This window comes from Sporobacter termitidis DSM 10068 (genome assembly GCF_900130065.1).
Taxonomy (GTDB): Bacteria; Bacillota; Clostridia; order Oscillospirales; family Oscillospiraceae; genus Sporobacter; species Sporobacter termitidis.
The window spans coordinates 159,301-171,470 of record NZ_FQXV01000010.1; the positions used below are offsets into that span (position 1 = coordinate 159,301).

The following is a 12,170-nucleotide window of genomic DNA, read 5'->3' on the forward strand; positions in this document are numbered from 1 at the left end:
CATTCCGATAAATTTACAAAAGCTTCATGATTTCGTCATGGGGAAATCATGAAGCCGTGAGATAGTCAAGGAGGAGGGACAGACATGCGGATACTTGTGATCGAGGACGAAAAGCGGCTGGCCGACACGCTGGCCGATATCATATCCACCGGCAGCGACATCGCCGACGTCTCTTACGACGGCGAAAGCGGCCTGGACAACGCGCTGTCGGGCATTTACGACGCCATCGTGCTGGACGTCATGCTGCCCGTCATCGACGGCTTTGAGGTCCTCCGCCGCCTGCGGGCGGGCAAGGTGAGCACGCCCGTCCTCATGCTGACGGCGCGGGCGGAGCTGGAGGACCGGGTGGCGGGGCTGGACCTGGGCGCCGACTATTACCTGACAAAGCCCTTTGAAAACGCCGAGTTTCTGGCCTGCCTGCGCACCATCATGCGCCGCCGCGGCGACATCATGCCCGACGTCGTCACTTACGGCGACCTCACGCTGAACCCCTCCGGCTGCGAGCTCCGGTGCCGGGACAGGTCGGTCCGGCTCAGCTTCAAGGAGCTGGCCATCATGCGCCTTTTCTTTTTGAACAGGGAGCAGATCCTGTCCAAGGAGACCATCCTCAACAAGGTCTGGGGCTATGATTCCGAGGCCGACGACAACAACGTGGAGGCTTACATCTCGTTTCTCCGCAAAAAGCTGCTTTTTTTAGGCTCGGGGGTCTCTATCGCCGTTGTCCGGCGCGTGGGCTATTATCTGGAGGTGAGCGGCACTTGATCAAAAAGCTGCGCCGGAAATTTATCCTGGTGATCATGTCCGTTGTGGCGGTGCTGATGCTGGCGGCTTTCATCGGCGTCTGGATTTCCACCTACGGCAATCTGGAGCAGGAGAACAGGTTTGCCCTCAGCAGCGCCCTCGACCGATCGGGCGGGCCCACGCTCCGCGGCGGTAGGCCGGGCATCAGGCCCGGCGACAGGCCGGTGCCCATCATCACCGTCACGTCCGACAGCGCCGGCGGCGTGACCGATTTCAGCAATCAGATTTTTAATTTCAGCGACGGTGACGTGCCGTCCATCACGCGCCTGGCGCTGGAGCGCGGCAAAGCCTCCGGCATCCTCAGGGACTACAATCTGCGGTACATGCTCGAAAAAAGCCCCGACGGATCGGCCCGGCTGGTATTTATCGACAACGCCATGGAGTCGCGGGTGCTGGCCAATCTCCTGAAAAACTCGGCCGTCGTCGGCGCGTCCACGCTTCTCCTCTTTTTCGCGGTGAGCGTCCTTCTTGCGCGCTGGGTCGTCAAGCCCGTGGAAAAGGCCTGGAACAGCCAGCGCCGCTTTATTGCCGACGCCTCCCATGAGCTGAAAACGCCGCTCACCGTCATATTGTCCAACAGCGCCATGCTCGCCGAGGAAGGCGGGCAGGGCGGCGGCAAGGCGGCCTACCGCCTGGGCAATATCCTCGCCGAGGCCAAGCGCATGAAAAGCCTTGTGGACGAGCTGCTCTCCCTGGCCCGCTCCGATGAGGCCGGGGCCGGGCCCCGCTTTGAAAGGGTCGATTTCAGCGCCGTCCTGCTCGGCGCCGCGCTGATGTTCGAGCCGGTCATTTTCGACATGGGGAAAGCCTTCGACTATGAGATTGCCAACGGCCTTTTTGTCACCGGGGACGCGTCCCGGCTCCACCAGCTGGCCGGAATACTTCTGGACAACGCCGGCAAATATTCGACCCCGGCCAGCCGCGTCACGCTCTCCGCCAGGCCCGGCGCCAAAAACGAGGTCTGCCTTGAGATCACAAACGAAAGCGAGACGATCCCGAAGGCGGAGCTCGATAAAATCTTCGAGCGCTTTTACCGGCTGGACAAGGCCCGGTCCGGCGGCGGGTACGGGCTCGGCCTGTCCATCGCCACATCCATCGTCCGCGAGCACGGCGGCAAAATCCGCGCCGCCAGCGAAAACGGCCGCACCGTCTTCACCGTCCTCCTCCCCGGGGCGCGGCTATAGTCGCATCGGCGCAAGGCGGAGTGACCCGCCCAATCCGAATATCATGCGGCAAGAGCAGCGCCCTTACACCAAGGCAGGGCGGGGTCTTGCTCCCGCCGCTCCTGCCGGCGCACGATATAGCCCCGGAAGGTGACGCCCCCTTTCCCCGGCGCCCTCAGACGAGGGAGCTGTCGCCCGCAGGCGACTGAAGGAGGGAACCTTGCCGCGCGCCCGGGCGCACGCCTTTCACCCGCAGGCGATGGAAGGAGGGATACGGCGCACCAAAAGTGCCGCGTATCCCTCCTTCCGTCGCTTTCCGCGGACAGCAAATCCGCAAGTCCTTGTTATATGACCTTGGCGATGTTATACATCGTGTGCAGCACAAGAAATTGCGCTCTGAACAGGTTGTCGATCGTCCAGTAGCTCAGGCCGGCCAGATTGTAGTCGTGGATGAGCCGCAGGCGCGCCTCGATGCTCCGGGCGTCGTCGAACCAGACCTCGTGCTGCCTGCCCTGGCTGTCGTAATAATTGTAAAACGGCGCCTGTGCCTGCTCGTCGTATTTGATGACCGCGCCCACGTCCGAGGCCTGAGCTATGGCCGCCGTGTTGGACATGGGCCGCGCCGCCGACCCCTGGACGAACGGGAGCGTCCAGTCGTAGGCGTAATTCGGCATGCCCATGAGTATTTTATTGGACGGGATCACGCTCACCGCGTAGTCCAGCACGCGCCGCACCTCGTTGATGGGCGCCACGGCCATGGGCGGGCCGTACAAATAACCCCACTCGTACGTCATGATGATAACGTAATCGACAAGCTCTCCGTGCACCGGATAATCGTGCGCCTCGTACAGCGTACCCGCCTGGGTGGCCGAGGTCTTCGGCGCGATGGCCGTCATGACGATATAGCCCTCGGCGTGGAGCATGCTGACGGCGCGGCGCAAGAACTGATTGTAGCTCTCCCGGTCATACGGGTAGACGTACTCGATGTCGAAAATGACGCCGTAGTAATTCCTCTGCCGCATCGCCGCCATAATATTTGTCAGCAGCGTGCTCTGGGCCTCCTCGTTTGTCAGGATGGCGTGAGCGATATCGCTGGAAAAGCCGCCGCCGGGCTGAATATTCGTCACGCTCATCAGCGGGGCGACATTTGCCTCCCGGGCGTTTGTCCGCACCCTGTCGTCGTTGATGGGCGTGATTCCGCCGCCGGCATCGGCCTGCCAGGAGAAAAAGCTGATATATGTAAGATAGGGCATCCATTCCCGTAGCGTCGTCTCCGACCCGCTGACCGTAAAGCCGTTGACCTGGGCATTGCCCAGCATCGCGTTGGGGAACGGAATGGTGATCGTCTGGCCCGGGTATAATCTGGCCGGGTTGAGCGTCGGGTTGGCGGCCGTGATGGCAGCCACAGTCGTGTTGTAGCTGCGGGCGATGGAGTAGACGCTGTCGCCCGGACGGACCCGGTAGGAAACGCTTGTGACCGGGATATAGATGGCCTGACCCTCCACGAGGCGGAGAGGATTTGCGATCTGATTATCGTAAATCAGGGCATCGACCGTCACGCCGTATTTGTTCGCGATCGCGTAAAGACTGTCACCCCTCCTTACGGTATAAATAGTCAAAATGATCATCCTTTCTGGTTTGTCCACGGATGCGTGACTTCCGCAGTTTGCATTCCATGATATTCTCCAGGCGGTCATATTGACTCTCATGACGTTTAAGTTGATTATTGGGACATATTATCTTATACTTCTTCTAGTAAGAGGAGTGCCGCCCGCCCTGTGAGGGATGGTGGTAGCGGTGCTTTAAAAAGGAGATATATTATGATTCAAAGCGGGTATCAGCTTATATCGGATCTTTATAAAATGAAGGATGACAGCGGCGCGGCCGGCAAAGCCGTCAATATTAGGGGCTGGATCAGGACCAACAGGGACAACGGCCACATCGGCTTTATCGAGCTCAACGACGGCTCCTGTTTTTCAGGCTGCCAGCTTGTCTATGACATGGATGCAAACGGCGAGCTCAAGGAGGCCTCCAAATACCTCACCGGCTATTCCATCGAGGTCTCCGGGACCTTCAAGCCGACGCCGGGAGCCAAGCAGCCCTTTGAGGTGCTCGCTCAGGAAGTTCTCCTGCTGGGCAGCTGCGACCCCGATTTCCCCATGCAGAAAAAGCGGCACACGCTGGAATTCATGCGCGAGATCCCGCATCTGAGAACGCGGACAAACACCTTTTCCGCGCTCTTCCGCGTCCGGTCCATCCTCTGCGCCGCCATCCACGATTACCTGCAGCAAAACGGCTTTTTGTATATCACCACGCCCATCATCACCGGCAACGACGCCGAGGGCGCCGGCGAGGTGTTCACGGTCACCACCCGGAACGACGCCGACTATGAAAACGACTTTTTCGGCAAGCACGCGTGCATGACCGTCTCCGGCCAGCTGCACGTGGAGCCGTTCGCGCTCTCTTACGGCAGGGTTTACACCTTCGGCCCCACCTTCCGGGCGGAGAATTCCAACACGACGACCCACGCCAGCGAATTCTGGATGATCGAACCGGAGCTCGCCTTTGCCGACCTGCAGGACGACATGGCCGTCATGGAAGGGCTCATCAAATACTGCATCAAAACGGTGCTGGAAAAGGCCGCGCCGGAGATGCAGTTCTTCAACGACCTCATCGACAAGGAGCACACCCTCATCTCCCGCCTCCAGGCGGTGGCGGACTCCAGCTTCAAGGTCCTGACGTACACGGAGGCCGTCGAGTGCCTCAGGGAATCCGGCGTCGACTTCAAATATCCGTACGATTGGGGCTGCGACCTCAAGACGGAGCACGAGCGGTATATCTGCGAGCAGGTGGCCAAGGGCCCCGTTTTCATCACGGACTATCCCAAGGACATCAAGGCCTTCTACATGCGCATGAACGACGACGGCAAAACGGTCGCCGCCTGCGACATGCTGGTCCCCGGCGTGGGCGAGCTGATTGGCGGCTCCCAGCGGGAGGAGCGCTACGACCACCTGGTAAAGCGCATGAGCGAGCTGGACATTCCCGTGGAGCCCCTCAAGTGGTATGTGGACCTGCGCCGCTTCGGCACGGTCAAGCACGCCGGCTTCGGCGTCGGCCTGGAGCGGTTCATCCTGTATTTAACGGGCATCGGCAACATTCGGGACACCATCCCGTATCCCAGGACGCCGGGCAACCTGACTTTCTGATCAAACGGAGGCGCCCCTATGGAGCAATCCAAAATCGATAAAATCAACGAGCTGGCCAAAAAGGCCCGGGCCTGCGGACTCTGCGAGGAGGAGCTGGCGCTGCAGAAGGCGCTGCGCGAGGAATACGTGGCCGCCTTCCGCACCGCCCTCACCAACACGCTGGACAACACCTACATCCAGCGCCCCGACGGCACGCGTGAAAAGCTGAAACGCAAAGAGTAGCCGCCCCCGCGTCATCTACCTACCTCCCGCCACACCATCCCCGCCATGTCACCCCTGCACCCCCGCCGTACCATTCCCGCACCCCCTGCCGTCACCCGCGCACCCCCCGTCATGTCATTCCCGCGAAGGCGGGAATCCACGCCTTCCCCCGGAAGGCGGCGCGCAGCGCCGGACGAGACACCTCTGCGCCGCGCTCACAAGAACGGCGGGAGGTGGTCATCCCGCCCTCGTTGCGGCAATCCAACGGCATGTTCGTAGGGCGGGACGACCCGGCCCGCCGCCGGTCCTTATCCTGGACAACAAGCCGTGCCGACACGTTCCCCCCGTAGGGGAAGCCGCCCTCGGCGTCCCAAGGCTCCTTTTTGAAAGGAGCTGTCGGCGAAGCCGACTGAGGATTGCCTCCCGTACCGCGCGGCATCGCAGCCGCCCCGCCGCGCCAACAAGAACGGCGGGAGCAAGCCCCCGCCCTACGGGTATTCCAAATCGCGGCATCGGACAAATGCGGCCGGGAACGGCGGCAGAGCGGCAAAATACAAAAGAGGCTGTACATTGTGTACAGCCTCGGTTTTATCGACAGCCTAATGCAGGATCAAGCTCCTGCTTGCTTTTTTATCTGCCGGCCATGGCGGCCGCGGCCGTCCCCAGCAGCGTGGCGTTTTCAACGCCCGTCACCCGCGTATGGCCATAGCCGCCCCTTGCCAGACAATTCAGGAACTTCTCCCTGAATCCGTAGAGCTTATAAAACGTCGAGCCTTCCGCCGTGACGCAGGCGGGCCTGTCGGGCCGCGCGCCGGTCTTCTCGACGGCCGCCGCCACGGCCGCGGCGGTGAGCTTTGCCGCCCGCCCGACGATCCTGTCGGCAACGGTATAGACCGCGTCCCGGTCGGATTCGTCCCGGCAGAGCGCCGCCAGGCGGCTCCCGCCCCTCGGGTCGGACATAAAATCGCTCGCCGCCGGCAGCGGCAGGTCTCCAAGCCGCAGGACCGCTTCTGACGCCGGCGGCGTCAGGAGCCCGTCGGCCGCGGCTTTTTGCAGCGTCAGGAGAATGAGCCGCCCCAGATACCGGCCGCTCGTCATTTTTTCCAAAAGGTGCGCGCCGGGATTTGACGACGCCGCGTCCAGCGCCCGGTCCAACAGGCCGGCGGGCACGCCGCCGAAGCCGCCGGCCTCGGTGTTGACGATCATGGTATCATCAGCGCCGCCGCCGAGCTTTTTGATCTCCGCGGTTCTTTCAACATAGCTGAGATTCATGCCGGTGCCGAGCACAAAGCCGACATATCCGCCGCAGTCCTGCCCGCCCGAAGCCATGGCTCCGCCCAGGAGCACGGCCGCCGTGTCGTTGAGCAGGACGCTGTGTTTCGCCGGTCCGGCGCCGGCCTCACGGAGCGCCTGCGACAGCTCCTTTAAAATTTCCATTCCTGCCGCGCCGGAAACCTTGATTTCCTTGCTGAAAGCGATGAGCCTGCCCTCTCCGCCCGGCAGCATTTCCACCGCGTGTGAAAAGCAGACGCCGATATTGCCGCTTTGCCGGGCCGCCGGCAGGAGATGCCCGGCGATCTCCCGGAAAAATTCCGCCTTTGTGACCTCGCGCTCCAGTCCCGGCACAGGGAATTCGTCCAGGCTGAGGATGCGAAATTGTCCGCCCTGACAGGCCGTCAGGGCGATGCGGAGGTTTGTGCCGCCGATGTCCACAGCCACGGCCGTTCCGTCCCCGGCGGGCCGCGCCGACAGGTACGACGGCAGCATGTCCAGAGAAGACCGCTCTCCCTCAAGACCCGCCTTCATTTCGTCGATGAAGGTGTTTTTGATTTCATTAAAATCGACGCCGTCCGGATGCATGCCGCAGCGGCGCAGAAAATCGTCTGTTTTTTTCGTCACGTTCAAGGCGGATGCTCCTTTACGCAAAATTGTGAGCCGCGGCCGGTTTACTCCCATTATAGCGCAGCGCCCCTTTTTATAGAAGCTTTTTCGCGCGTATCGGCGGATTGGCCATTGACGCGGCCCGCCCTCAGCGTATAAAATCTATATAATTTCTGCATGCTAAAATTTGCCGAATATTATTACGAAAGAGAGGAGGCCGTCGTGATGCTGGACGTTTGCCTGCCGGGCACGGGCGGCATGATGCCGCTTCCCGAGCGGTGGCTCAGCTGCTGCTGGATCGAGTACCAGGGTAAGGCGCTGCTCGTGGACTGCGGCGAGGGCACGCAGATTGCCCTGAAAAAAGCCGGCTGCAAGCTGAGCCGCCTGGATATCCTGCTGGTGACGCATTTCCACGCCGACCATATCGCCGGCCTGCCGGGCCTCCTTTTGACGCTGGGCAACCATGACAAGAAAACACCGCTCCTAATCGTCGGGCCGCAGCACCTCGAAGCCGTCGTCTCCTCTTTGATGATCATCGCCCCGGCGCTGCCGTACCCCGTGGAGCTTATCGAGCTGAAAAACGGCACGGAAGGGCTCCTGGAGGACGACGAGCTCTCGGTGTCATACCTGCCGCTGGAGCACGGCATTCCCTGCTTCGGCTACCGCGTCTCCCTGCGGCGGAAGCCCGTGTTCAATCCGGAGAAGGCCGGGCAGCTGGGGGTGCCGAAAAATCTGTTCAAAACACTCCACGCCGGCACCCCCGTCCGCCTGGACGACGGCCGGCAGATCGAGCCGCGGATGGTCCTGGACGGAGAGCGCCGCCCCCTGTCCGTCACCTATATCACCGATTCCGTGCCCACCGCGCCCATGGCGGACTTCGCCCGGGACAGCGACCTGCTCGTCTGCGAGGGCATGTACGGGGAGACGGAGATGCGCGACAAAATGGAGGAAAAAGGGCACATGGTCTTCGCCGACAGCGCCCGCCTGGCCTCGATGGCCGGCGCCGGCCGCCTGTGGCTGACGCATTTCAGCCCCGCCATGAAGGACCCGGAGACTTATATCGGCAACGCCCGGGCCGTTTTCAGGAATACCGAGATCGGTTACGACGGCATTAAAACAACGCTTTGAAACCAGTGGCCTCGAAAATCATAAAGATCAGGTGAGATACATGAGTAAAAATATCCGGAGAATCACATATACGGCGCTCGCCGCCGCGATTGTTTTTACGGTAACGCGCCTTTTCGTTTTCACGGTTTCAGCCTCGGGCTCCTATGTAAATTTCGGCGATATCGCCATTTATATTATTTCATATCTTTTTGGCGGTCCTTTAGCGGCGCTCGCGTCCGGTATTGGCAGCGGTTTGGCGGATCTGACCGCTGGCGCCGCTGTTTATGCGCCGGCGACCCTGATTATCAAGGGTCTCATGGGCCTCATCGCCGGCTGCCTGATGCTGAAAAGGAAGTTCTGGATTTATGCTTTAGCCTGTGTGCTGTGCGGCGCGGTCATGGTCGTTGGCTATGGTTTATACGATATCTGCATCGGCGGCTTCGGCGCCGCTGTGAGCAATGCCATCCCAGGCAATATGATCCAGTGGGGCGCCAGTGTCGTCATTGCCCTGCTCCTCTACCCTGTCGCCGTGCGAATACAGAAGGTCACGCACTTCGATGAACTAAAATAACAGCTCCTGCGTTTTAATAAGCGCCGGTCCCAGTCCCCAAGCCTTCCCCTCCGAGGAAGGTGGCGCGCAGCGCCGGATGAGGGCCTTCCGTGCCGCGCCCCGTCGAATTTTTTATAACCGAACGCCCTCTCGGGGGCGCTATCATCCCCGCGCTGGCACGCTCAGTATAACATACTGAGCGTGCTTTTTCCGTTATAAGAAAGCCGTCTACCCACCCGCATACTCATTCGACATAAACCGACAAACGCCTTCAATCGGCGTTTTTTAAAATATAAATATAACACAAATCGAGATTCTCAAAAACCCATTATCCAGCAACCGCAGCGCTTTGACAACTCTTCGAGCCCCAAACGCTTAATACTCTCGTAACATATCAAGGAAAATATCGCGCCAATTCTGCCTCTTTTAAGGGTTTACAAAGCATTTTTAATCAAAATCAGCCAAACCATATCCAACAGAAGCCCTTTTTCATCCAATACAAGCCTGTTTTCCTGTCGAATCCGTCATAGGGGGCGCCGCCCTTAGCGTCCCATCGCACCGCACTCCGGGAACCGGGCTGCGCGTGTATCCCCGTTTTCCCCGGCTCCCTCAGACGAGGGAGCTGTCGCCCGCAGGCGACTGAAGGAGGGAGCTTGTCGGCGCCACACCGCACAAGCGCAGCAAGCATGAACCCCCGCTTATGTAGGGGCGATTCACGAATCGCCCGCCAATCTTGTCAGCCGGCATTGATCCGCCGACGGGCCGCGTCCCTATGCCAGCCCCCCATTCGAGCGGTAACTAATGGGCGTCATACGGTCCCCATCGGGATTTCACCGGACTTCTTTCTGTCGAGCCGAGACGATTTTCAAAAGCACCGGCGTGATCACCGTTGTCAGGAGGACGACGAGGATGGCCGGCGCACAGACCTCCTGGGAGATGATGCCGCTGGTCAGTGGCGTGTACAAATCAGTTTACCCAAACGTCACCGCGCACCCTGTTACCGGGTGCGCGGTACGTATATTGAGAGGGATGATAGGAGTAATTGGTTTTATTTTATCGCGTCGATACCGCGCTCCTTCGTCCTGATACGGACAGCGTCGATGATATCCGAGATGAAGATTTTGCCGTCTCCGACACTGCCGGTATAGGCGATTTCCGAGATCTTGGCGATAACGCCCTCAACCTCCTCATCGGCGGTAACGATTTCGAGCTTGACCTTGGGCAGGAAGTTGTAATCGATCTCCGTGCCGCGGACATATTCCTTCCAGCCCTTCTGTTTGCCAAACCCCATGACCTGACTGATGCTCAGCCCGTTAAGCTGAAGCTTGTCAAGGACGCCCTTGATTTCTTCGAGCTTTTCCGGTCTGATGAATGCGTCGATTTTTTTCATACAAAACCCTCCGTTTCAGACTTAATCCATGCCGTTGAACGCCGGGTAAGCCGTTTCGCCGTGCTCGGAGCTGTCGAGGCCGGCATCCTCGCTCTTGGGCGGCACCTTGATGCCCTTTGTGACGAGAGAGGATATCCCGGCGGCGATGAGCGTGCCGACGACCGCAAAGCCGATGGTGATGCCGATAGCCGCGAGCTGGCGGACAAAGAGGTGCGCGTCGCCGAAGACGAGTCCGTCCCAGGCCGCGGCGGAGTTGATCGACTTCTGCGCGAACAGACCGGTGGCGATGCCGCCCCAGATGCCGCCGACGCCGTGGCAGCCGAAGACGTCCAGGGCGTCGTCATAGCCGAACTTCGGCTTGATGACAGTAATGAAGAAATAGCAGATCGGGCTGACAAGCGCGCCGATGATGATGGCCGCCCAGACAGGCACGAAGCCCGCAGCCGGCGTGATGGCCACAAGGCCGATGACGATACCGGTGGATGCGCCGACAAGGGTCGGCTTGCCGTTTCTGATGACCTCGATAAGGAGCCAGGACAGAAGCGCCGTAGCGGCCGCCGTATTCGTCGTCATGAATGCGTGGATTGCCAGGCCGTTGGCCGCCAGCGCGCTGCCCGCGTTGAAGCCGAACCAGCCGAACCACAACAGCGCCGCGCCGAGAAGCACAAACGGCACATTGTGCGGATGGTATGGCGCCTTGCCAAAGTTCTTCCTCTTACCCAGCAGGAGAGTCAGAACCAGGGCGCTGACACCGGAGCTGATGTGGACGACATTGCCGCCCGCAAAGTCGACGGCGCCGAGCTTGAACAGGAAGCCGCCGCCCCAGAGCATATGCGCCAGGGGGTAGTATACGAGAATAGACCAGACCGTTGTGAAAATGACGAGCGCGCCGAATTTCATGCGCTCGGCGATAGCGCCGGTAATCAGCGCCGGTGTGATGATGGCGAACATCATCTGGAAAATCGCCAGGCACAGCGTGTTCGGGTACGGGAGCGTCGTGTCGTTCAGCGTATCGAAATTCAGGCCGAACCAGCCGAAATCGCCGAAGATGCCGCCTTCTCCCCCATGGAAGGACAGCGTAAAGCCGATCAGCACCCACAGTAAGGATGCAATGCCCATCAGGATGACCGAGGACATGATGGTATTGATAATGTTTTTGCGCTTAACGAGTCCGCCGTAGAAAAATGCCAGGCCGGGTGTCATGATAAGTACGAGCGCCGACGATGTCAGCATCCAGGAGACATCTCCTGAGTTCAGTGCCGCCATGATATCCACTCCCTTTAAAAAATAATAGAGCCAATAATGCCGTACATCGACGTACAGCTTTATCGGCTCCGTTGCCCTGATTAAATTTTGCGGTAACTTCTTCCGGAAGTATGTTATTATAATATTGAAGCAATGAACATTTGTCAAGTGCGAAATTCATATTCTTAATATTATTTTATGATGTCGTTGTATAATTCGTGTTTTTTGCAGGATCTAATTATATTGTTGCATTATCGAGGTTTTACGGCATACCATGTATTTCCTGCCGATTTTGAACAAAAAAACAACCTCACACTAAATGAGGTTGTTTTTTGTGTTGGCATTTACCTATCTTTCCGGGCCGTCGCCAGCCAGGTATTGTCGGCACGAGTGAGCTTAACTGCCGTGTTCGGAATGGGAACGGGTGGACCCTCACCGTTAGCAACACCAACTATGTAATCGGTATTGTAACCGAATACTACTACAATATGCTATTTTTGTCAAGAAGCTACTGAAAGATACCTAGGAGTTTAAATGACCCGTAGGAGAATCGAACTCCTGTTTGCGGCGTGAGAGGCCGCCGTCTTGACCGCTTGACCAACGGGCCGTCGTCGTCGCAGATTTCG

General features: G+C 59.3%; 11 protein-coding genes, 1 tRNA gene and 1 rRNA gene. 6 read left to right on the forward strand and 7 right to left on the reverse strand.

The window, feature by feature from the left end:
• The first annotated feature begins 84 nt into the window (after positions 1-84).
• Both BUB60_RS14035 and BUB60_RS14040 read left to right on the forward strand, forming a co-directional pair.
• Entirely contained in the window at positions 85-762 is a 678-nt protein-coding gene (locus tag BUB60_RS14035) for a response regulator transcription factor (protein WP_073080240.1), read from the forward strand.
• Positions 759-1,985, forward strand: a complete 1,227-nt coding sequence (locus tag BUB60_RS14040; RefSeq protein ID WP_073080243.1) for a sensor histidine kinase — start codon at positions 759-761, stop codon at positions 1,983-1,985. Before BUB60_RS14035 ends, BUB60_RS14040 begins: the two co-directional genes overlap by 4 nt.
• A gap of 323 nt (positions 1,986-2,308) precedes the next feature.
• Here the strand turns inward: BUB60_RS14040 and BUB60_RS14045 are convergent, their stop codons facing one another.
• Complete coding sequence (locus BUB60_RS14045) at positions 2,309-3,592, reverse strand: glycoside hydrolase family 18 protein (RefSeq protein WP_341444228.1); 1,284 nt, start codon at positions 3,590-3,592, stop codon at positions 2,309-2,311.
• Between the two features lie 192 nt (positions 3,593-3,784).
• Here BUB60_RS14045 and asnS point away from each other — a divergent pair, with 192 nt between their 5' ends.
• Both asnS and BUB60_RS14055 read left to right on the forward strand, forming a co-directional pair.
• Positions 3,785-5,170, forward strand: coding sequence for an asparagine--tRNA ligase (gene asnS / locus BUB60_RS14050; RefSeq protein ID WP_073080245.1), 1,386 nt, complete (start codon positions 3,785-3,787; stop codon positions 5,168-5,170).
• 18 nt (positions 5,171-5,188) lie between these two features.
• Positions 5,189-5,392, forward strand: a complete 204-nt coding sequence (locus BUB60_RS14055; protein ID WP_073080247.1) for a DUF896 domain-containing protein — start codon at positions 5,189-5,191, stop codon at positions 5,390-5,392.
• Between the two features lie 609 nt (positions 5,393-6,001).
• On the opposite strand, the gene BUB60_RS14065 is transcribed toward BUB60_RS14055, so the two are convergent.
• Positions 6,002-7,270, reverse strand: a complete 1,269-nt coding sequence (locus tag BUB60_RS14065) for a hexokinase family protein (RefSeq protein WP_242941215.1) — start codon at positions 7,268-7,270, stop codon at positions 6,002-6,004.
• A gap of 207 nt (positions 7,271-7,477) precedes the next feature.
• Between BUB60_RS14065 and BUB60_RS14070 the strand changes: the two genes are divergently transcribed.
• Together BUB60_RS14070 and BUB60_RS14075 are read left to right on the forward strand one after the other, a co-directional pair.
• Positions 7,478-8,380: a ribonuclease Z gene (locus BUB60_RS14070; RefSeq protein ID WP_073080253.1), complete on the forward strand. Its 903-nt coding sequence runs from the start codon at positions 7,478-7,480 to the stop codon at positions 8,378-8,380.
• A 40-nt stretch (positions 8,381-8,420) separates the two neighbouring features.
• On the forward strand, positions 8,421-8,930 hold the full coding sequence (locus BUB60_RS14075; protein WP_073080255.1) for an ECF transporter S component: 510 nt from the start codon (positions 8,421-8,423) through the stop codon (positions 8,928-8,930).
• Positions 8,931-9,739: 809 nt separating this feature from the next.
• Here BUB60_RS14075 and BUB60_RS20775 read toward each other — a convergent pair.
• The 5 genes from BUB60_RS20775 to BUB60_RS14095 form a co-directional block, all read right to left on the reverse strand.
• Entirely contained in the window at positions 9,740-9,874 is a 135-nt protein-coding gene (locus BUB60_RS20775; protein ID WP_278277515.1) for a hypothetical protein, read from the reverse strand.
• Between the two features lie 83 nt (positions 9,875-9,957).
• Positions 9,958-10,299, reverse strand: coding sequence for a P-II family nitrogen regulator (locus tag BUB60_RS14080; RefSeq protein ID WP_073080257.1), 342 nt, complete (start codon positions 10,297-10,299; stop codon positions 9,958-9,960).
• Positions 10,300-10,320: 21 nt separating this feature from the next.
• Positions 10,321-11,565, reverse strand: coding sequence for an ammonium transporter (locus tag BUB60_RS14085; RefSeq protein WP_073080290.1), 1,245 nt, complete (start codon positions 11,563-11,565; stop codon positions 10,321-10,323).
• Positions 11,566-11,879: 314 nt separating this feature from the next.
• Positions 11,880-11,996, reverse strand: a 5S ribosomal RNA gene (gene rrf, locus BUB60_RS14090).
• An 83-nt stretch (positions 11,997-12,079) separates the two neighbouring features.
• Positions 12,080-12,151, reverse strand: a tRNA-Glu gene (locus tag BUB60_RS14095).
• Positions 12,152-12,170: the final 19 nt, after the last annotated feature.

What these genes read in the sequence shown, in the direction of transcription:
- BUB60_RS14035 (WP_073080240.1), top strand. Translation starts at nt 85, where the DNA reads ATGCGGATACTTGTGATCGAGGACGAAAAGCGGCTGGCCGACACGCTG.
- BUB60_RS14045 (WP_341444228.1), bottom strand. Translation starts at nt 3,592, where the DNA reads ATGATCATTTTGACTATTTATACCGTAAGGAGGGGTGACAGTCTTTAC.
- asnS (WP_073080245.1), top strand. Translation starts at nt 3,785, where the DNA reads ATGATTCAAAGCGGGTATCAGCTTATATCGGATCTTTATAAAATGAAG.
- BUB60_RS14055 (WP_073080247.1), top strand. Translation starts at nt 5,189, where the DNA reads ATGGAGCAATCCAAAATCGATAAAATCAACGAGCTGGCCAAAAAGGCC.
- BUB60_RS14070 (WP_073080253.1), top strand. Translation starts at nt 7,478, where the DNA reads ATGCTGGACGTTTGCCTGCCGGGCACGGGCGGCATGATGCCGCTTCCC.
- BUB60_RS14075 (WP_073080255.1), top strand. Translation starts at nt 8,421, where the DNA reads ATGAGTAAAAATATCCGGAGAATCACATATACGGCGCTCGCCGCCGCG.
- BUB60_RS14080 (WP_073080257.1), bottom strand. Translation starts at nt 10,299, where the DNA reads ATGAAAAAAATCGACGCATTCATCAGACCGGAAAAGCTCGAAGAAATC.
- BUB60_RS14085 (WP_073080290.1), bottom strand. Translation starts at nt 11,565, where the DNA reads ATGGCGGCACTGAACTCAGGAGATGTCTCCTGGATGCTGACATCGTCG.